We start from the raw sequence: 19,722 nt of genomic DNA on the forward strand, positions 1-19,722 counted from the left end.
GCTCACGCGCCGGCGTCCACGGTGAACGTCACGCCGTCGCCCAGGTCGACCACCTCGCCCGCGGCGACGACGGTCGGCTCCCCCGGGTGCAGCCGGCGGGCGGGCGCCCCGGGCCGCTCCACGCGCACCCCGTTGAGCGACTCGAGGTCCGTCACGACGACGTGCTCGCCCTCCTGGCGCACCTCCGCGTGCGTCCGCGAGATGTCGAGGCTCGGGCTCGGCACGGTGACCAGCCGCGGCAGCTCGTGCGCGGCCACCCGGCCCACCTGCGGCGCCCGCCCGATGAGCACGGTGCGCTCGAGGGGCACGACGAGCCCGGTGGACAACCGCAGCCGCGCCCGCGGCGGGGCGGCGACGACCGGTGCGGGCGCCGGCGCCGGCGCCGGGATCCCGGCCCGCAGCCGCGCCAGGTCGCCCGTGACGATGGTCAGGCCCTCGTGGTCGTCCAGCGACTCGAACGCGTGCGGCGCGGCGCCGCGCAGGTCGGCGGTCGCCCGCAGCTCGTGGGCGAGGACCACGCCGGCGACGAGCGGCAACGGGGAACGGGAGCCGGGCGCGCCACCGGCCGCCCGCAGGGTCAGCTGGGGCACGTCGTGCGCGGTCACCTCGGTCCAGGCCGACTCCTCGCCCGCGCGCACCGCGCGCATGCCAGACGACGTCCCGATGAGCACCTCGACGTCACCGCGCAGCGCGGCGTGCAGCAGGCCGGACCCCGAGAGCGTGACCAGGGCAAACGCTCCCCGGGCCTCGTCGGGCAGCTCGACCAGCGCGTCGAGGACGCCCCCGCCGGCCGCCGCGACGTCCCACAGGGTCGCCACCGTCGACTGCTCGACGTCCGGCCCGACGAGGGCGAGGAGCCGCTCGCACACCACCCCGGTCCAGGCGCCCGGCAGGTACGCGCACGCGCTCATCCCCACACCCCCCGGGGGGTCGTGGTCCAGCTCTCCCCCACCAGCGCGGCGACCGGCACGACGTCGACGACGACGACGCTGACGTTGTCGCGCCCCCCGCGGGCGAGGGCCGCCGCGACGAGGCGATCGGCGAGCGCCTGGGGGTCGCCCCCACCGGCGAGCGCCACGGCGAGGTCGTCGTCCGACAGCTCGCGCACCAGGCCGTCGGTGCACACCAGCAGCCGGTCCCGGGTGCCGGCCGGCAGCATCCAGTAGTCGGGCTCGGGCGCCTCACCCGTGCCGAGCGCACGCGTCAGCACGTGCCGGTCGGGGTGGGACGACACCTGGTCCCGGCGGATCACCCCGGCCTCCGCGAGCTCCTGGGCCACGGAGTGGTCGACGCTCACCTGCTCCAGGCCATCGTCCGAGAACCGGTAGACGCGCGAGTCGCCGACGTTGAACACCAGCCAGTAGGGCTCGCGGTCCACCTCGACGAGCACCGCACCGGCCACGGTGGTGCCGCCCTGACGGCCCCCGGTGAACTCCGCGCGCATCCGTCCGCACGCGCGCGCGAAGCAGGCGTGGACGTCCTCCACCCCGACGCTCACGGCACCGGCCAGCTGCGCGAACTCCTCGACCGCGATCCGGCTGGCCAGGTCGCCGGCGTCGTAGCCACCCATCCCGTCCGCCACGAGGAACACCGGCGGGAACGTCAGCAGGGCGTCCTCGTTGACCTCGCGGACGTGACCCCGGTCGGTCGCCGACCCCCATGACGTGCGCACGCGACCCTCCTCCGGTTCGTCCACCTCACCCATCGGCTCGCCGGGGCCGCGACCTGAGCGCCAACGCGCCTCGCGCCACCCCGGCGGCGCGCGCCCGTCGCCGGGTCTTCGCACGGCCCTGCGTGGGCTCGTTGCTCAATCGTTGAAGCAACCCTCTTCCCTCCGTCGCAAATCGGGTGCTAGTGTCGAGATCGCACGCTGCTGAATCGATAAAGCAGACCGACGACGACGACGGAGGGACAGGCCATGGCTCCCCGGACCCGCACCCGCGGCGTGACGCTCGAAGACATCGCGCAGCGCGTCGGGATCACCCGCGCCGCGGCGTCGATGGCGCTCGCCGACAGCACACGGATCAGCGAGAAGACCAAGCGCGCGGTGCGCGAGGCCGCGGCCGAGCTCGGCTACGTGCCGAACTCCGCCGGCCGGGCGCTGCGCCGCCAGCGGGCCGGGGCGATCGCGCTCATCGTGCCGAACACCTCGCACCACGTCTTCGGCCACACCTACTTCATGCACGTCCTCACCGGGGTCTCCAGCTCGGCCAACGCCCACGACGTCCAGGTGATCGTCTCGACGAACGCCGACGAGGCGGGCCGGGCCAGCGCGTTCGAGCGGATCATCCGCTCGGGCACCGCCGACGGCGTCATCGTCACCGCCGCCCCGGTCGACGACGCCAACGTCGAGACCCTCGTCGCCTCCGGGCTGCCCGTCGTCCTCCTCGGCAACTTCCCCTACCTGCCCGAGGCGACCAGCGTCGGCGCGGACGACGTCGCCGCCAGCCGGCTCGTCACCGAGCACCTCCTCACCGTGCACGGGCGCACCCGGCTGCTGCACGTCTCCGGCCCCCTCGACCACCAGACCGGCATCGACCGGCGGGAGGGCTTCCTCGCCGCGCTCGCCGGGCACGGGCTGGCCGACGAGGCCTGGGTCGTCGAGGGCGACATGAGCGAGGAGTCCGGCGCGGCCGCCGTCGTGGCGGCCCTCGACAGCGGGCGGCCGTTCGACGGCGCGGTGTTCGCCAACGACGACATGGCGTTCGGCGCGATGCAGGTGCTGCGCGCCCGCGGGCTCGACGTCCCGACAGACGTCGCCGTCGTCGGCTTCGACGACTTCGGCCTCGCCCGGACCACCACCCCCGGCATCACCACCATGCGGGTGTCCGCCGAGCAGATGGCCCGGATCGCCACCGACACCCTCTTCGCGATCCTCGCGGGCCAGCAGGCGGGCCCGCTGCACCAGGAGCTGCCCGTGCAGCTCGTCACCCGAGACTCCTGCGGCTGCCCCGCCCCGTTCCCGCGAGGCCAGGCAGCCGCCCCCTGGGCCGACACCGCCGTCACGCCCTGACGGACACCACAAGGAGAGACAGATGAGACACAGCACGTTTGCCGCACTCGCGGTCGCCGGCACGGCGGCCGCGCTGGCGCTCGCCGGGTGCTCCGGCGGCTCCCCGGCCGGAGGGGCGACCACCGGTGGCGCCGCCGCCGGCGGCAGCCCCGTCACGCTCAGCCTCTGGACCGGCTTCACCGGCGGTGACCGGCCGGGGTACGAGCAGATCGTCGCGGACTGGAACGCCGCCCACCCGGACATCCAGGTCACGATGGACGTCCAGTCCTGGGACACGATCCAGACAAAGCTCCCGGCCGCCTGGCTCACCGGCTCCGGCCCCGACATCGCGACACCCAGCAGCGACCCCAACGCCGTCGGCGACTACGTCAAGACCAACTCGGTGCTGCCGATCACGGCCACCGGCGACGGCGCCGACCAGATCAACGTCTCGTCGTTCGCCCCGGGCCTGGCCGACGAGTTCACGTACGGCGGCAAGCTCTACGGCGTCCCCGCCAACTACGCGACGCTCAGCCTGTACTACAACAAGGACGCCTTCGCGGCCGCCGGCATCGCGAACCCGCCGACCACCGTCCAGGAGTTCCAGGACGACGCCGTCAAGCTCACCGGCGGCAAGACCCAGTACGGCCTCGTGCTCGCCGACAACCAGACGATCCAGATGTGGCCGATCCTCCAGTGGCTGTCCGGCGGCGACATCGTCGACTCCAAGGGCTGCAGCGTGGTGCAGACCGCCGCCGGCCAGCAGAGCCTGTCCACCTGGGCGAAGCTCGTCACCGACAAGAAGATCTCGCCCGTCGGCCTGACCGGTGCCCAGGCGGACGACCTCTTCGCCGCCGGGAAGGCCGCCATGGAGATGAACGGGCCCTGGGCCGCGCCCAGCTACAAGAAGGCCGGCGTCAACTTCGGCCTGGCCCCCATCCCCGCGGGCGTCGACGGCAAGTCCGTCACCCTCGGCTCGACCGCCCCGCTCGCCATCTCCGCGAAGACGGCGCACCCCAAGGAGGCGCAGGAGTTCCTCGCCTACTGGACGAGCAAGGACGTCCAGGAGAAGTTCTCGGTGACGACGGGCTTCCCGCCGCTGCGCACCGACCTGGCCTCCGACAGCAAGATCACGTCCGACCCGACGATCTCCGTCTTCAACTCGCAGGTCGGGACCTCGCGGATGTACCTGCCGCGGGTGCCCAACGCGACGAAGGTCGACTCCGACGGCTACGTCACCCTCATCGGGCAGATCACCCGCGGCACCGACGTCGCCACCGCGACGGCCCAGGCGGCGACGACCATCGACAACCTGACCGGCTGCAAGCAGTGACCCATCAGCTCACCGGCGGTGCCCCGCTGGCCGTACGCGGCGGCGGGGCACCGCTCCCCCCCGGCGGTGCCGCCCGGCGGCGCCGGCGCCACCGTTTCCAGCCCGCGTGGCTGTTCATGGCGCCGAGCCTGCTGATCTTCAGCGTCTTCGTCTTCTACCCGATCGGTTCGTCGATCTACTACAGCCTCTTCGACTGGACGATCGGGGCCAGCACGCAGAAGTGGCTGGGCGGGGCCCACTACGCCAAGCTCCTCCAGGACCACCAGTTCTGGAACTCGCTGCGCGTCACGCTGGTGTTCAGCGTCGTCTCCGTCGTCGTGCTGCTGGTGCTCGGCTTCGTCACCGCGCTCGTCCTGCTGCCGAACTCCCGGGCCAACCGCGTGGTCCGCTCGATCCTGCTGTTCCCGACGATCGTCTCGTTCGTCACGATCGGCATGGTCTGGAAGTTCCTGCTCGACCCCGACATCGGGCTCGTCGGCGGCCTGACCAAGGCCCTGGGCCTCACCCCGGTCTCCTGGCTGCAGACCCCGAGCCTGGCCCTGCCGACCGTCATCGTCGTGGCCATCTGGCGCTCGACCGGTTTCACGATCGTCCTGTTCATCGCGGGGCTGCAGAACGTCCCGCCGGAGCTGTACGAGGCGGCCCGCCTCGACGGCGCCAACGGCCGTCAGCTCATCCGCCACATCACGTTGCCGCAGATCCGCCCCACGATGCTGTTCGCGACGACGATCCTGACGATCCAGTCGTTGCAGGTGTTCGACCTGGTCTTCGTCATGACCGGCGGCGGCCCCCTCTATGCGACCGACTCGCTGGTCAACCTCCTGTACCGCTACGGGTTCGTCAACTTCCAGACCGGGTACGCCTCGGCGATCGCCCAGGTCCTGCTGCTCATCATCATGATCGTCTCGCTCATCCAGCTCCGAGTGTTCAGGTTCAACGATGTCGACTGAAGCCCTCCTCACCGGCCACCGCCGGCCACCGTCCCGGGGCGCCGCCACCCTCGGCGTCGTCAAGTGGTCCTACCTCGGGATCGCGGTGGTCCTCGCGATCGTCCCGTTCGTCTGGATGGTGTCCGGGTCGTTCCGCACCGAGGCGGACCTGTTCGGCAACCCTGCGAGCCTGCTGCCGCACTCCGTCTCCCTGCACGGCTACACCGGGATCTGGCAGCAGCTGCCGTTCCTGCGCCAGCTGGGCAACTCGTTCCTCTTCGCCGGCGTCACCACGGCGCTGACCCTGCTGTTCGACTCGCTGTGCGGCTACGCCCTGGCCCGCATCCAGTTCCGCGGGCGGACGCTCGTGTTCGTGCTGATCCTCGTCACCCTCATGGTGCCGTTCCAGGTGACGCTCATCCCGGTGTTCATCGAGCTCTTCCACTTCGGGTGGCTCAACACGTACCAGGGGCTGATCATCCCGCGGGCGACCAGCGCCTTCGGCGTCTTCCTGTTCCGCCAGTCGTTCATCACCATCCCGCGCGAGCTCGACGAGGCCGCGCGCATCGACGGCGCCGGCCACTGGCGCATCTACTGGCGGGTCATCCTGCCGCTGGCCAAGCCGGCGATCGCCACCGTCGCGGTGTTCAACTTCATGAACCTGTGGAACGACCTGCTGTGGCCGCTCGTCATCACGAGCAGCCAGACCATGCTGACGCTGCCGGCCGGCCTGACGCTGTTCGGCGGCCAGCACATCACGGACCACGCCGTGCTCCTGGCCGGCGCGACCATCTCGATCATCCCCCTCGCGGTCGCGTTCGCCTTCGCGCAGCGGTACTTCGTGGCGGGCCTGACGACGAGCGGGCTGAAGTGACGACGCCCTTCACGCACGGGACGCTGACCTGGGCCCTCGGGATCGAGGACACCTGCGTCTACCCACCCAGCCGTTACCAGGCCTTCGTGCTCGACGAGCACGCGCTGACCGGGCACGACGACCGGTGGCGCGACGACCTGCGCGCGGCGCGCGACCTCGGCGCCACCGCGATCCGGTACGGGGCCGCCTGGCCGCTGGCCAACCCGGGCCCCGGCCGGTACGACTGGGCGCAGCTGGACGAGCGGCTCGGCTACGCCGCCGGCGACCTCGGGTTGACGGTCGTGGCGGACCTGGTCCACTACGGCGCCCCCACCTGGCTCGACGGCTCGTTCGCCGACCCGCGGTACCCGCAGGCGGTCGCCGACTTCGCCGGCGCGTTCGCGGCGCGCTACCGCGGCCTCGTCGACTGCGTCACGCCGCTCAACGAGCCCCTCACCACCGCCTCGTTCGCCGGCCTGCGGGGCATCTGGCCGCCCGCGCTCACCGGCTGGCGGGGCTGGACCGAGGTCGTCGTCAACATCGCCGACGGCATCGCCCGCTCGTCGGCCGCGGTCGCGGCCGAGAACCCCGCGGCGACGGTGGTGCACGTCGAGGCGGCGTCGCTGTACACGCCCGGCGCGCCCGAGGTGAGGCAGGCGGCCGAGCGCCTCTCCCGGCTCGGCTTCCTGCCCACCGACCTGGTGCTGGGCACGGTCTCGCCGGAGCACCCGCTCTACGGCTGGCTCGTGCGCCAGGGCGCCGACGAGGAGCGGCTGGAGCGGCTCGCCGCGCAGCCCGCGCGGGTGGACGTGCTCGGCATCAACTACTACCCCGACCTGTCACCCCGCCGGCTCACCGCGAGCGACGTGCTGAGCTCGGGGCTGGCCCAGGAGGCGCACAACCTCTGGACCGAGGGGCTGGAGACCTCGGTGCGCGCGTTCGCCGACCGGTACGGCCTGCCGATGCTCATCACCGAGACCAGCATCGAGGGCGACGACGTGGTGCGGACGTCCTGGCTGCGCAGCTCCGTCGCGGCCGTGCGCGACCTCATGGCCGCCGGCCTGGACATCCGCGGGTACACGTGGTGGCCGTTCTTCGACTTCGTCGACTGGTCGTACGCCTCCCGGGGCGTCAACGTCGAGGAGTTCGAGGTCGCGGCCGACGTCCTGGCGGCCCGGCGGGCCGCGTTCGCCGACCCGGGGCGGGTGGCCAAGACGCCGTTCCTGCGCCGCATGGGGCTCGTGCGGCTCGACGAGGACGACGAGGGCGGGCTCACGCTCCACCCGACGCGCGCCGCGGCCGAGTTCGCCGCCCTCAGCCGCGAGGGACGATCCCACCGGCCGATGGACGAGACCGATGCCTCCGCACCCGCCTGACGACTCCTACCCCCGGCCCCAGCTCGTCCGCGAGGGGTGGACCAGCCTCGACGGGCCGTGGGCCTTCGCGCACGACGACGACGACCGCGGGCTGCGCGAGCGCTGGTACGCCCCCGACCAGGTCGGGGCCTTCGACCGCCGGGTCGTCGTCCCCTTCCCGCCGGAGAGCGCCGCGTCCGGCATCGGCGACACGGGGTACCACCCAGTCGTCTGGTACCGCCGGCCGCTGCGGCTGACGCCCCGGCCCGGCCGCCGCACGCTGCTCCACCTGGGTGCCGTCGACCACGAGGCCGACGTGTGGGTCGACGGGCAGCACGTCGGCCGCCACGAGGGCGGGTACACCGCGTTCACCCTGGACGTCACCGACGCGCTCGACCACGGCGACGACCACGTCCTCGTCGTGCGGGCGCACGACGAGGCCACCGACCCGCACCTGGCCCGCGGCAAGCAGGACTGGGAGCTCGAGCCGCACGTCGTCTGGTACCGGCGCAGCACCGGCATCTGGCGCACGGTCTGGGTCGAGGAGGTCGCCGACCAGCACGTCGCCGACCTCGCATGGTCGGTCGACGTCGCCGCGGCGCGCGTCGTCGCGACGCTCCGGCTGGCGGCCGCCCCGGCGCCGGGGACCACCGTCGGCGTGGAGCTCCGGCACGAGGGGACGCTCCTCGCCGCCGGCACGGCGGTCGCGCTCGGCCGGCACGTCACCCTCGCCGTCGACGTGCCCGCGCTGCGCAACGGCCAGGCCCGGGAGCCCCTCCTGTGGTCCCCGGAGAACCCCGTGCTCGTCGGGGCGCGGCTGGTGGTCACGGCCGCCGACGCGACGACGGACGTCGTCGCGAGCTACGTCGGCCTGCGCACCGTCGCCGCCCGCGACGGGCAGTTCCTGCTCAACGGCCGCCCCTACCCGCTGCGCGCCGTCCTCGAGCAGGGCTACTGGCCGGACAGCCTCTACACGCCGCCCGACGTCGCCGCCATGCGGCGCGAGGTCGAGCTGATCCGCGACCTCGGGTTCAACGCCGCCCGGCTGCACCAGAAGGTCGAGGACCCACGCCTCCTGGCGTGGGCCGACCGGCTGGGCGTGCTGCTGTGGGCCGAGATGCCCAGCGCCTACGCGTACACGCCGGATGCCGGGCAGCGGCTCCTGGCGGAGTGGCTGGAGGCCGTGCAGCAGCAGCGCAACCACCCGAGCGTGGTCACCTGGGTGCCGCTCAACGAGAGCTGGGGGGCACAGGACGTCGCGACGGACCCGGCGCAGCAGGCGTTCGCCCGTGCCCTGGCGGACGCGACGCGTGCCCTGGACCCCAGCCGCCCGGTCCTCTCGAACGACGGCTGGGAGCACCAGGGCTCGGACATCCTCGGCGTCCACGACTACGAGGGCGACGGCCGCGCGCTGGCGACGACCTACGGGGGCGACGGCGCCCGTGCCCGCCTGCTGTCGGGCCTCGGCCCGGCCGGCCGGCCGCTGCTGGTCGCCGGCGCGCCCGACGCAGGGCAGCCGATGATGCTCACCGAGTTCGGCGGCATCGACTTCCGGCCGGCGGGCCCGAGCGACGACGGCTGGGGCTACACCTCGGCGCGGGACGAGGACGACTGGATCGACCGTGTCACCGCCCTGTACGACGCCGTCCGGTCGAGCCCGGTGCTCGTCGGCTCCTGCTACACGCAGCTGACCGACACCGCGCAGGAGACGAACGGGTTGTGCACCGCCGACCGCCGGCCCAAGGCGCCGGTCGAGCGGATCCGCCGTGCCGTCACCGGGACGGCGGGACCCGCCTAGATCCCGAGCTGGTAGACGCCCCAGTACGCGAGGATCACCAGCAGCGTCGCGGTGCCGAGGCCGATGCACCACGTGGCCGCCAGCCGCACGATCCCGGGTGCGATGCGCCCGCCCTTCGCGCGCACGTCGACCATCCGGCGCGCCAGCAGCACGATCGCCACGATCACCCAGATCCCCAGGCCGCGGACGAGCAGCCAGCCGCCCTGCACCACGAGCGCGTTGTGCTGGTAGTCCATGGCGATCCGCGCGATCGCGACGAGGTACCAGACGAGCGCGACGACGGTGGCGACGACGCCGGCCCCCACGGCGGCCACCCGCCACGCGATGCCCGACGGCCAGCGGGGCCCTTGAGGCGCTGGCCGCCCCGGCCGCCGGCGGCGGCGCACGGTGCCGACGACGCCACGCACCACGCGGTCCCCCACGACGACCACCCCCGGCAGGGCGATCAGCCCGGCCGCGCCCATGACGATGGCGACCAGCACGTCGCCGTCACCCAGCCACCGAGGCTGCGGGACGGGCGCCGCCAGGTAGAGCTGCACGGGCTGCGCGCCGGCGACCACCGGCCCGGACGTACCGGTGCCGGGCAGGCCGAGCACCCAGCCGGACAGGTCGTCCATGAACTGCGGCAGCACCTGCTTGTCGACGCGCAGCCCGTGGTCGGCGCCCTCGTAGTAGCGGACCGTCACCGCGTGGTTCCCGGAGGCGGCCGTGTCGGCGAGGATCTGCTGGGCCCCCTGGATGACGGGCATCGAGGCGTCGGCCGTGCCGTAGGCGACGAAGATCGGCTGCGTCACCTGCCGCACGTAGGGGCGCACGTCGAAGTCGACGTAGTCGAAGCCACCGCCCGGCAGGCTCATCCCGGCGGCGCGCGGGATCGCGCGGAACACGCCGCCGGGCACGCCCGTGTTGCGCAGGTAGTTGTCGATGGCGAACGCCACCTGCTGGCGCGGCGGCACGACCGGGGCGGAGACGAGGGCGACGAACGCCAGGCGCGGGTCCTTGACCGCCATGATCGGCGCGATCCAGCCGCCCTCGCTCTCGGCGTACACGCCGACCGCGTCGGGGTCGACGCCGGGCCAGTGGCGCAGCAGGTCGACCGAGCGCTCGTAGTCCGCCGCCATCGCCACGTAGTCACGGTTCCGCGTGCTGTAGTTCTGCAGGTTCTTGTCCGGCACCATCGTGACGATGCCGTCCTCGGCGAGCCGCTCGGCCTGGTCGACGAACGCGCCGGTGAACTGCCCGGTGCCCGCGCCGTGGACGAACACCACCCCCGGGCGGGGCGTCGGGGCACCCACCGGCTCCACGATCCGCGCCTTCACCGTGGTCGCCGCCAGCTGCACGGTGACGACGGTCGCCCGCGTCCGGTAGTGCCCGAGCGCGGGGGCGCCGGTGATCGCGGTGCTTGCCGTCTGCACGAGGATCGGGTCGGTCACGGGCGCCGGCGACCAGCTCGGCCCCATGAGCGCGCCGATGACCGCGAGCAGCAGCACGCCGAGCACGCTCGACGCCAGCACGCCGTACCCGCGCCGGACGCCGTGGGGCACGGACGAGCCCTCGGGGCGCGGGGCCCGCAACCGCGCCCCGACACCACGCACGGAGACCGTCACCTAGAACCCCAACCTGCCGAGCTGCTTCGGGTCACGCTGCCAGTCCTTGGCGACCCGCACGTGCAGGTCGAGGAACACCCGCGCCCCGAGCAGCGCCTCGATCTCGCGGCGCGCGCGCGTCCCGACGTCGCGCAGCCGCGCGCCCCCCTTGCCGATGACGATCGCCTTCTGCGAGTCCCGCTCGACGAACAGGTCCACGCGGACGTCGAGCATCGGGATCTCCTCGCGGTCCGAGGTGCCCCGCGGCACGATCTCGTCCACCACGACCGCCAGCGAGTGCGGCAGCTCGTCGCGCACGCCCTCCAGCGCGGCCTCCCGCACCAGCTCGGCCACCATGACGGACTCCGGCTCGTCGGTCAGCTCGCCGTCCGGGTACAGCGCCGGCCCCTCGGGCAGGTGCGACACCAGCACGTCCGTCAGCACGTCGACCTGGTACGCCGTGCGTGCCGAGACCGGGACGACGTCCGCCCACGGGCCGAGCGCGTCGACGTGCAGCAGGTGCTCGGCCAGCCGGGCCTTGCCGACGAGGTCGGCCTTCGTCGCGATCGCGACGACCGGACGGGCGTGCCGGCCGCTCGCGATCGCCTCGAGCTCGGCGGCGATGAACTTGTCCCCCGGTCCCACCTGCTGGTCCGCCGGCAGGCAGAACCCGACGACGTCGACCTCCGACAGCGTGTCCTTGACCAGGTCGTTCAGCCGCTCCCCGAGGAGCGTGCGCGGGCGGTGCAGGCCGGGGGTGTCGACGAGCACCAGCTGGGCGTCCTCGCGGTGCACGATGCCGCGGATCGTGTGCCGGGTCGTCTGCGGGCGCATCGAGGTGATCGCGACCTTCTGCCCGACGAGCGCGTTGGTGAGGGTCGACTTGCCGGCGTTGGGGCGGCCGACGAGGCAGGCGAACCCGGAGCGGAAGGTCACGGCGTTCATGGTCGCACCGCCGGGGGCTGCTCCGGCGCATCCTCGCGGTCCACCCGGCTGGCCAGCACGGTCGCCAGCCGGCGGCGGCGGCCCTCGACCCGGTCGGCGACGAGGTGCAGGCCGTGGATCTCGCCCGACGAGCCCGGCAGCGGCACCTTGCCGAGCGCCTTGGTGAGCAGCCCGCCCGCGGTGTCGACGTCCTCGTCGTCCACCTCGAGCCCGAACAGCTCGCCCAGCTCGTCGCGCCCGAGCCGGGCCGGCACGCGGAACACGCCGTCGCCCAGGTCCTCGACCGCCGGCGCGGACGGGTCGTGCTCGTCGGTCAGCTCCCCGACGATCTCCTCCAGCGCGTCCTCGATCGTCACCAGCCCGGCGATGCCGCCGTACTCGTCGACCACGATCGCCATGTGGCTCGAGCCGTCGCGCAGCTCGCGCAGCAGGTCGTCGACCGGCTTGGACTCCGGGACGAACACCGCCGGGCGCGCCAGCGGTCCCACGGCCAGCTCCCACGTCTCGTCGTCCGGCTCGCCGTCGTGGTACAGGCGCCGCACCACGTCCTTGAGGTACGCCACGCCGCGCAGCTCGTCGATGGAGTCCCCGACCACCGGGACACGGCTGAACCCGGACCGCAGCAGCAGCGACAGCACCTTGCGCAGCGGCGTGTCCTCCTCCGCGACCACCATGTCGGTGCGCGGCACCATCACCTCCCGCGTCAGCGTCTCGCCCAGCTCGAAGACGGAGCGGAACATCTCCCGCTCCTCGTCCTCGATCGCGTGCGACTCGCTGACGCGCTGCACCATCTCGCGCAGCTCGTCCTCGTCCTGCTCGGGCGTGCTCGCCGCCGCGGAGCCGCGCCCCACGCGGCCGGCCACCGCCAGCACGCCCGCGAGCAGCCGGTTGAGCACGACGAGCGTGCGCAGCGGGTGCCGGCGTCCGATCGACCGCGGGCTGACCCGCACCAGCAGGAAGGCCAGCACCGCGCTCGCCGCGAGCGCCGCGAGCAGCACCGCCCACCAGGGCCAGTGCGAGGACGCGATCGCGAGCGTCAGGCACACCGTCGCGAGCATCTCCGAGACGAGCCGGACGAAGGCGGCCGACGACGAGACCGCGGCCGCCTGGTCGACGAGCCGGCCGACCCGCGCGGCCGACGGATGGTGCTCGCCGACGAGCTCGGTCGCCTGCGCCCGCGTCACCCGGGCCACCGCGACCTCGCCGGCCGAGAGCAGCGCCGCCAGCACCATGCCGAGCAGGGTGAGGACGACGAGCAGGACCAGGGCCGCGTTCATCGCGCGGCTCCCACGGGGCGCGGGTCCATCGCGGTCACCGCGCGGTCACCTCGCGGCGAGGAACGTCAGCAGCAGCGTGCGCTGCAGCGCGAACATCTCCTTCTCCTCGTCGGGCTCCGCGTGGTCGTAGCCCAGCAGGTGGAGGATCCCGTGCACCGTCAGCAGCAGCAGTTCCTCGACGGTCGAGTGGCCGGCGGCGCGCGCCTGCTGCGCCGCCACCTCGGGGCACAGCACCACGTCGCCGAGCAGCCCCGGCGGCGACGGCTCGCCGTCGGTGCCCGGCCGCAGCTCGTCCATGGGGAAGCTCAGCACGTCGGTCGGGCCGGGCTCGTCCATCCACCGCACGTGGAGGTCGGTCATGACGTCCACGTCCACGAGCAGCACCGACAGGTCGGTCTGCGGGTTCAGGTGCATCTCGTCCAGCACGTACCGCGCGAGCGCGGCGACCTCGGCCTCGTCGACCTCGTACCCGGACTCGTTGTTGACCTCGATGGTCACTGCCTGCCGCCTTCCGCGTCCCATCGCGCGTAGGCGTCGATGATGTCGCCCACCAGCCGGTGCCGCACCACGTCCGACGAGGTCAGCCAGCAGAACGCGACGTCGTCGACCCCGCCGAGGATCCGCTCGACGATGCGCAGGCCGCTCGTCGTGCCCCCCGGGAGGTCCACCTGCGTCACGTCGCCGGTGACGACGACCTTGGAGCCGAAGCCCAGGCGGGTGAGGAACATCTTCATCTGCTCGCTCGACGTGTTCTGCGCCTCGTCGAGGATGACGAACGCGTCGTTGAGCGTGCGGCCGCGCATGTACGCCAGCGGCGCCACCTCGACCGTCCCGGCGTCGAGCAGCCGCGGGATCGACTCGGGGTCGACCATGTCGTGCAGCGCGTCGTACAGCGGGCGCAGGTAGGGGTCGATCTTCTCCGCCAGCGTGCCGGGCAGGAAGCCCAGCCGCTCCCCGGCCTCCACGGCCGGGCGGGTGAGCACGATGCGGTTGACGCGCCGCGCCTGCAGGGCCTGCACCGCCTTGGCCATCGCGAGGTAGGTCTTGCCGGTGCCGGCGGGGCCGATGCCGAACGTGATGGTGTTCGCGTCGATGGCGTCGACGTAGTCCTTCTGCCCCGCGGTCTTCGGGCGGATCGTCTTGCCGCGGTTGGACAGGATGTTGAACGTCAGCACGTCCGCGGGCCGGACGTCGGAGGCGTCCCGGAGCATCGCGATCGAGCGCGTGACGACGTCGGGCGACAGGGCCGTCCCGGCGGCGGCGGTCTCGACGAGCTCGTCGACCAGGCGAGAGACGAGGGCGACGTCGCCCACCGGCCCGACGAGCCGCACCTGGTTGCCGCGGACGTGGACGTCGACGCTCGGGAAGCCGTCCTCCACGGCCTTGAGGACCTCGTCGCGCAGCCCGAGCAGCTCGACCATCGACACGGCGGCGGGGACAGTGATCCGGTGCTCGACCCGGGCCGCAGCGGCGGGCTCGGGGACGCGCGAGCGTGCCAGGCTGCCGGAGACGCGAGGAGAAGGGGTGGACTGGGCCATGGGGTCGGCTGACGCCGTGCGCTCCTTCGGTCGGGCTTCCAGTATCCGCCATGGTATCGGGCGACCGCGGGCCGCCATCGTGACCGGTTCGTGACCTGTGGGTCCTTCGTCCTGAGGCGCCCGAGAGGAGACCGGGTAACACTGGCGGGCGAGGACGCCGAGCGACGGAGCTCGGCGCACACGCGGAGGTGCCAACCGTGGCCAAGTACGTCAAGGACTTCACCGAAGGCGACAAGGACCAGAAGGACCTGCTCGGGGGCAAGGGCGCCAACCTTGCCGAGATGACCCGCCTGGGCCTTCCGGTTCCCCCCGGATTCACCATCACCACCGAGGCCTGCCGGGCCTACATGAAGAACGGCGACGTCCCGCCGGAGCTGCGCGTCGAGGTCACGCAGGCGCTGCGTCACCTCGAGGACCTCATGGGCCGCACGCTCGGCGACGTCCACGAGCCCCTGCTCGTCTCCGTCCGGTCGGGGGCCAAGTTCTCGATGCCCGGCATGATGGAGACCGTCCTGAACGTCGGCCTCAACGACGCGTCGGTGCGCGGCCTGGCCGAGTTCGCCCACAACGAGCGCTTCGCGTGGGACTCGTACCGCCGCCTGATCCAGATGTTCGGCCGCACGGTCCTGGACATCGACGGCGAGAAGTTCTCGGAGGCGCTGGACAAGGCGAAGGCGACGCGCGGCGTCACCAACGACGTCGACCTGGACGCGGACGACCTGCGCGAGCTGGTCGGCACGTTCAAGCAGATCGTGCTCGACGAGACCGGCCGGGAGTTCCCGCAGCACCCGCGCGAGCAGCTCGACCTGGCGATCGTCGCCGTCTTCGGCTCGTGGGGCACCGAGCGCGCCCGGCTGTACCGCCGCAAGGAGCGCATCTCCGACGACCTCGGCACCGCCGTCAACGTCGTCGCGATGGTGTTCGGCAACCTCGGCGAGGACTCCGGCACCGGCGTCGCGTTCACGCGCGACCCCGCCACCGGCAAGGTCGGCGACTACGGCGACTACCTGCAGAACGCCCAGGGCGAGGACGTCGTCGCCGGCATCCGCAACACGCTGTCGCTGGCCGACCTGGAGCGGATCGACCCCGAGGCGCACGCCGACCTCAAGCGCGTCATGCGCCAGCTCGAGACCCACTACCGCGACCTGTGCGACATCGAGTTCACCATCGAGCACGGCAAGCTGTGGATGCTGCAGACCCGCGTCGGCAAGCGCACCGCCCCCGCCGCGTTCCGCATCGCGTCGCAGCTCGTCGACGAGCACCTCATCACCATGGACGAGGCCCTCGACCGCGTCACCGGCGCCCAGCTGACCCAGCTGCTGTTCCCGCAGTTCGCCGCGGGCTCGTCGACCACGCTGCTCACCAAGGCGATGGCGGCCTCGCCGGGTGCCGCGGTGGGCCAGGCCGTGTTCGACTCCGCGACCGCGGTCGCGTGGGCCGAGCAGGGCAAGGACGTCATCCTCGTCCGGCGCGAGACCAACCCCGACGACCTCGGCGGCATGATCGCGTCGGTCGGCATCCTCACGGCGCGCGGCGGCAAGACGTCGCACGCGGCCGTCGTCGCCCGCGGCATGGGCCGCACCGCCGTCGTCGGCGCCGAGGCGCTCGTCGTCGACCCCGTCGCCCGCCAGTTCACCTGCGGGAAGACCGTCGTCAAGGAGGGCGACGTCATCGCCATCGACGGCACGTCCGGCGAGGTGTTCCTCGGCGAGGTCCCGGTGGTCCCGTCGCCGGTGAGCACCTACCTCGAGGAGGGCCTGGCCGCCGCGCTCGCGCAGGCCGGGGACGACCAGGACAAGGCCGACCTCGTCGAGGCGGTCGACCGGATCGTCACGCACGCCGACACGTCGCGCCGCCTCGGCGTGCGTGCCAACGCGGACACCCCCGAGGACGCCCGTCGCGCCCGCAGCCTGGGTGCCCAGGGCATCGGCCTGTGCCGCACCGAGCACATGTTCCTCGGCGAGCGCCGCGTGCTCGTCGAGCACGTGGTGCTGTCCCGCACGGACGAGGAGCGCCAGGCGGCGCTCGACGCCCTGCTGCCGGTGCAGACGCAGGACTTCATCGAGATCTTCGAGGCGATGGACGGCTACCCGACCACCGTCCGGCTCATCGACCCGCCGCTGCACGAGTTCCTGCCCGACCTGACGGCCCTGTCCGTCAAGGTCGCGCTGGCCAAGGAGCGGGGCGAGGTGGACCCGCACGACGTCGAGCTGCTCGCGGCCGTCGAGCGGATGCACGAGGCCAACCCGATGCTCGGCCTGCGCGGCGTGCGCCTCGGCCTGGTGATCCCGGGCCTGTTCGAGCTGCAGATCCGTGCGGTCTGCGAGGCCCAGGCCGCGCGTATCGCTGCGGGCGGCGACCCGCGGGCCGAGATCATGGTCCCGCTCATCGGCTCGGTCCAGGAGCTGCACCTCGTCCGCGACTCCGCGCTCGAGGTCATCAAGGAGGTCGGCGACAAGCACGGCATCACGCTCGAGATCCCGATCGGCTGCATGATCGAGCTCCCGCGCGCCGCCCTGACCGCCGGCCGCATCGCCGAGGAGGCCGAGTTCTTCTCCTTCGGCACGAACGACCTGACGCAGACCACGTGGGGCTTCTCGCGTGACGACGTCGAGGGTGCGTTCTTCGCGCAGTACACCGCCAACGGCGTGCTGTCCGTGTCCCCGTTCGAGACGATCGACGCCCAGGGTGTGGGACGCCTGGTGAAGATCGCGGTCGACGAGGGCAAGGCCACCCGGCCGGAGCTCCACCTCGGCGTCTGCGGCGAGCACGGCGGCGACCCGGAGTCCATCCGGTTCTTCCACTCGGTCGGTCTCGACTACGTCTCGTGCTCCCCGTTCCGCGTGCCGGTCGCCCGGCTCGAGGCGGGTCGCGCGGCGGTCGAGTCGGCCGGCAGCGACTCTCGCTGAGTCACCAGGCAGTCGCGCTGCCGCCCGCACCGACGCGGGCGGCGGCGCGCGGCCACTGAGTCACCGCGGGCGGCCGGGTCAGGGCTGGGCCCGGCCGCCCGCGGGCTCGACCTCGCACCAGCGCAGCATCACACCAGCCCCCGCGACGTCCGGGCACCGCCTCCAGGGTGCCCGGACGTCGTGCTGCTCCGTCCCCACCCGTTCTCGCCGCGCCGCCCGCGGGTGCGGACGCCGGGTCAGGACCAGCGGTGCAGGAGCTCGCTGAGGAGCGCCAGGGCGACCGGGCCCGCGGTCGACGTCCGCAGCACGAGCGGGCCGAGCCGGACGGCGACCGCCCCGGCCGCGAGCAGGCGTTCCAGCTCGGCGGGCGTGATGCCACCCTCGGGCCCGACGACGACGAGCACCTGCGCGGACGTCCCGGGCGCGGGCAGGGCGACGTCGCGCAGCGGCGTGGTCGCCTCCTCGTGCAGCACCAGCGCGGCACCCCCGGAGGCCACCACCGCGGCCGCGCGCGCCACGAGGCCCGCGCTGTCCACGGCCGGCTCCACGTCCGGCACCCAGGCTCGTCGTGCTTGCTTCGTCGCCGCCCGGACCGTGCCGAGCCAGCGCAGACGGCTCTTGGCCGCGCGGTCCCCGCGCCACACGACGATCGACCGGTCCGCCTGCCACGGCACCACGGCGTCCACGCCGAGCTCCGTCGCGGCCTCGATCGCCATCTCGTCGCGGTCGCCCTTCGCCAGGGCCTGGGCCAGCACCAGGGCGGGCGCCGGCGGCGCCTCGCGCACGACCTCCACGACGTCGAGCAGCACGCCCTCCGCGGACACGTGCACCACGCGTCCGACGAGCCGCACGCCGGCGCCGTCGACCACGTCGACCCGCTCCCCCGGCCCGCGTCGCTGCACCACGCCGGCGTGCCGGCCCTCGGCACCGTCCAGCAGGTACGTGCCGCCCGCGACCGTGGCGTCGAGGGCGCCCGGCTCGGCGAGGAACACGGGCGCACTCACCGGCACCGCCACCCGGCGGTCGGTCGCGGGGCCGGCCGCCCGGCCGGGCTCATCGACCCGAGAGCTTGTCGCGCAGGCGCGCGAACACGCCCGGGTTCGCTGCCGCGAGACGGGCCTCGGGGCGCTCCTCGCCACGGAGGGCGGCCAGCCGCCGCAGCAGGTCGGCCTGCTCGTCGTCCATCGCCGTGGGCACCTGGACCTCGACGTGGACGTGCAGGTCACCCCGCCCACCGCCGCTGAGGTGGCCGACGCCGAGGCCACGCAGCACCACCTCCTGGTCCGGCTGCGTGCCGGGCCGCAGGTCCACCTCCTGCGGCCCGTCGAGCGTGTCGAGGGTCAGCAGGGTGCCCAGCGCCGCGGCCGTCATCGGCACCGAGAGCGTCGCGTGCAGGTCGTCGCCCCGGCGCACGAACACGTCGTGCTTGCGCTCGCGGATCTCGAGGTACAGGTCCCCGGCGGGCCCGCCCGCCGGGCCGACCTCCGCCTGGCCCGTGAGCTTGATGCGCGTGCCGGTGTTGACGCCCGCGGGCACGTCCACGCCCACGGTGCGGCGCGTGCGCACCCGGCCCTCGCCGGCGCAGTCGACGCACGGCTCCGGGATGACGGTCCCGAAGCCGTGGCACGCCGCGCACGGCTGGCTGGTCATCACCTGGCCGAGGAAGGATCGCGCGACCCGCTGCACGGTGCCGCGGCCGCCGCACACGGAGCACGTGCGGGGCGAGGTGCCGGGACGGCAGCACGAGCCGCCGCACGTCGGGCACACCACCGCGGTGTCGACCGTCACCTCGCGGTGGGCGCCGAAGGTGGCCTCCGCGAGGTCGATGTCGAGGCGGACGAGGGCGTCCTGGCCGCGCCGCGCCCGCGGGATGGGCCCGCGCTGGCTCGCCGCACCCGTGGCCGCGCCGAAGAACGTCTCGAAGATGTCCTGGAAGCCGAACCCGCCGCCGAAGCCCCCGCCCGGGGCGGTCGGGTCGCCGCCGAGGTCGTAGGCGCGCCGCTTGTCGGGGTTGCCCAGCACGTCGTAGGCGCGCGAGACGTCCTTGAACTTCTCCTCGGACGCCGGGTCGTTGCCCGCCACGTCGGGGTGCAGCTCGCGGGCCAGCCGCCGGTAGGCCTTCTTGATCTGCTCCGGCGTCGCGTCCCGCGGCACGCCGAGGATCTCGTAGTAGTCCGCCATGCTCGCTTTCTCTCCGTCCCCGGCCG

The 19,722-nt window shown here is 73.4% G+C and carries 16 protein-coding genes; 7 read left to right on the forward strand and 9 right to left on the reverse strand.

Annotated features, from left to right (window positions below; genetic code table 11):
• Nucleotides 1-2: 2 nt before the first annotated feature.
• Both BGO37_RS16250 and BGO37_RS16255 read right to left on the reverse strand, forming a co-directional pair.
• On the reverse strand, nucleotides 3-911 hold the full coding sequence (locus BGO37_RS16250) for an FHA domain-containing protein (RefSeq protein ID WP_291756609.1): 909 nt from the start codon (nucleotides 909-911) through the stop codon (nucleotides 3-5).
• A complete protein-coding gene (locus tag BGO37_RS16255) occupies nucleotides 908-1,672 on the reverse strand; it encodes a protein phosphatase 2C domain-containing protein (protein WP_291756613.1) in 765 nt (254 codons plus the stop codon). Before BGO37_RS16255 ends, BGO37_RS16250 begins: the two co-directional genes overlap by 4 nt.
• A 246-nt stretch (nucleotides 1,673-1,918) precedes the next feature.
• On the opposite strand from BGO37_RS16255, the gene BGO37_RS16260 reads away from it, so the two are divergent.
• From BGO37_RS16260 to BGO37_RS16285, 6 genes are read left to right on the forward strand one after another with little or no spacing between them, the layout of a single operon-like run.
• Nucleotides 1,919-3,013: a LacI family DNA-binding transcriptional regulator gene (locus tag BGO37_RS16260; RefSeq protein WP_291756616.1), complete on the forward strand. Its 1,095-nt coding sequence runs from the start codon at nucleotides 1,919-1,921 to the stop codon at nucleotides 3,011-3,013.
• A gap of 22 nt (nucleotides 3,014-3,035) precedes the next feature.
• Complete coding sequence (locus BGO37_RS16265; RefSeq protein ID WP_291756618.1) at nucleotides 3,036-4,325, forward strand: ABC transporter substrate-binding protein; 1,290 nt, start codon at nucleotides 3,036-3,038, stop codon at nucleotides 4,323-4,325.
• Nucleotides 4,322-5,275: a carbohydrate ABC transporter permease gene (locus tag BGO37_RS16270; RefSeq protein WP_291756620.1), complete on the forward strand. Its 954-nt coding sequence runs from the start codon at nucleotides 4,322-4,324 to the stop codon at nucleotides 5,273-5,275. Before BGO37_RS16265 ends, BGO37_RS16270 begins: the two co-directional genes overlap by 4 nt.
• Entirely contained in the window at nucleotides 5,265-6,128 is an 864-nt protein-coding gene (locus tag BGO37_RS16275; RefSeq protein WP_291756622.1) for a carbohydrate ABC transporter permease, read from the forward strand. The genes BGO37_RS16270 and BGO37_RS16275 overlap by 11 nt, the downstream gene beginning before the upstream one ends.
• Nucleotides 6,125-7,483 (forward strand): family 1 glycosylhydrolase, encoded by a 1,359-nt coding sequence (locus BGO37_RS16280; protein ID WP_291756623.1) that lies wholly within the window; start codon nucleotides 6,125-6,127, stop codon nucleotides 7,481-7,483. Before BGO37_RS16275 ends, BGO37_RS16280 begins: the two co-directional genes overlap by 4 nt.
• Nucleotides 7,464-9,260 (forward strand): glycoside hydrolase family 2 protein, encoded by a 1,797-nt coding sequence (locus BGO37_RS16285; protein ID WP_291756625.1) that lies wholly within the window; start codon nucleotides 7,464-7,466, stop codon nucleotides 9,258-9,260. The genes BGO37_RS16280 and BGO37_RS16285 overlap by 20 nt, the downstream gene beginning before the upstream one ends.
• Here the strand turns inward: BGO37_RS16285 and BGO37_RS16290 are convergent.
• Genes BGO37_RS16290 through BGO37_RS16310 form a run of 5 tightly spaced genes read right to left on the reverse strand, consistent with a single transcriptional unit; the run spans nucleotide 9,257 to nucleotide 14,606 of the window.
• Nucleotides 9,257-10,867, reverse strand: a complete 1,611-nt coding sequence (locus BGO37_RS16290; RefSeq protein ID WP_367188120.1) for an alpha/beta hydrolase family protein — start codon at nucleotides 10,865-10,867, stop codon at nucleotides 9,257-9,259. The genes BGO37_RS16285 and BGO37_RS16290 overlap by 4 nt on opposite strands.
• On the reverse strand, nucleotides 10,868-11,791 hold the full coding sequence (gene era / locus BGO37_RS16295) for a GTPase Era (protein ID WP_291756627.1): 924 nt from the start codon (nucleotides 11,789-11,791) through the stop codon (nucleotides 10,868-10,870). It abuts the gene before it with no gap.
• Entirely contained in the window at nucleotides 11,788-13,068 is a 1,281-nt protein-coding gene (locus tag BGO37_RS16300; protein ID WP_291756630.1) for a hemolysin family protein, read from the reverse strand. Before BGO37_RS16300 ends, era begins: the two co-directional genes overlap by 4 nt.
• Before the next feature lie 45 nt (nucleotides 13,069-13,113).
• Nucleotides 13,114-13,566, reverse strand: coding sequence for an rRNA maturation RNase YbeY (gene ybeY / locus BGO37_RS16305; protein ID WP_291756631.1), 453 nt, complete (start codon nucleotides 13,564-13,566; stop codon nucleotides 13,114-13,116).
• Nucleotides 13,563-14,606, reverse strand: a complete 1,044-nt coding sequence (locus BGO37_RS16310; RefSeq protein ID WP_291756632.1) for a PhoH family protein — start codon at nucleotides 14,604-14,606, stop codon at nucleotides 13,563-13,565. The genes ybeY and BGO37_RS16310 overlap by 4 nt, the downstream gene beginning before the upstream one ends.
• Nucleotides 14,607-14,803: 197 nt before the next feature.
• On the opposite strand from BGO37_RS16310, the gene ppdK reads away from it, so the two are divergent.
• Nucleotides 14,804-17,515 (forward strand): pyruvate, phosphate dikinase, encoded by a 2,712-nt coding sequence (ppdK, locus tag BGO37_RS16315; RefSeq protein WP_291756633.1) that lies wholly within the window; start codon nucleotides 14,804-14,806, stop codon nucleotides 17,513-17,515.
• Between the two features lie 236 nt (nucleotides 17,516-17,751).
• On the opposite strand, the gene BGO37_RS16320 is transcribed toward ppdK, so the two are convergent.
• Nucleotides 17,752-18,519: a 16S rRNA (uracil(1498)-N(3))-methyltransferase gene (locus BGO37_RS16320; protein ID WP_291756634.1), complete on the reverse strand. Its 768-nt coding sequence runs from the start codon at nucleotides 18,517-18,519 to the stop codon at nucleotides 17,752-17,754.
• A 49-nt stretch (nucleotides 18,520-18,568) separates the two neighbouring features.
• Nucleotides 18,569-19,696 (reverse strand): molecular chaperone DnaJ, encoded by a 1,128-nt coding sequence (gene dnaJ / locus BGO37_RS16325; protein WP_291756636.1) that lies wholly within the window; start codon nucleotides 19,694-19,696, stop codon nucleotides 18,569-18,571.
• Nucleotides 19,697-19,722: the final 26 nt, after the last annotated feature.

The sequence above is a fragment of the Cellulomonas sp. 73-92 genome (assembly GCF_001898175.1).
Classification (GTDB): domain Bacteria; phylum Actinomycetota; class Actinomycetes; order Actinomycetales; family Cellulomonadaceae; genus Cellulomonas.

Excerpts from the sequence above, each read along its gene's own strand:
- BGO37_RS16250 (WP_291756609.1), bottom strand. The coding sequence starts at position 911 with ATGAGCGCGTGCGCGTACCTGCCGGGCGCCTGGACCGGGGTGGTGTGC.
- BGO37_RS16260 (WP_291756616.1), top strand. The coding sequence starts at position 1,919 with ATGGCTCCCCGGACCCGCACCCGCGGCGTGACGCTCGAAGACATCGCG.
- BGO37_RS16265 (WP_291756618.1), top strand. The coding sequence starts at position 3,036 with ATGAGACACAGCACGTTTGCCGCACTCGCGGTCGCCGGCACGGCGGCC.
- BGO37_RS16275 (WP_291756622.1), top strand. The coding sequence starts at position 5,265 with ATGTCGACTGAAGCCCTCCTCACCGGCCACCGCCGGCCACCGTCCCGG.
- BGO37_RS16285 (WP_291756625.1), top strand. The coding sequence starts at position 7,464 with ATGCCTCCGCACCCGCCTGACGACTCCTACCCCCGGCCCCAGCTCGTC.
- era (WP_291756627.1), bottom strand. The coding sequence starts at position 11,791 with ATGAACGCCGTGACCTTCCGCTCCGGGTTCGCCTGCCTCGTCGGCCGC.
- BGO37_RS16300 (WP_291756630.1), bottom strand. The coding sequence starts at position 13,068 with ATGAACGCGGCCCTGGTCCTGCTCGTCGTCCTCACCCTGCTCGGCATG.
- BGO37_RS16310 (WP_291756632.1), bottom strand. The coding sequence starts at position 14,606 with ATGGCCCAGTCCACCCCTTCTCCTCGCGTCTCCGGCAGCCTGGCACGC.
- dnaJ (WP_291756636.1), bottom strand. The coding sequence starts at position 19,696 with ATGGCGGACTACTACGAGATCCTCGGCGTGCCGCGGGACGCGACGCCG.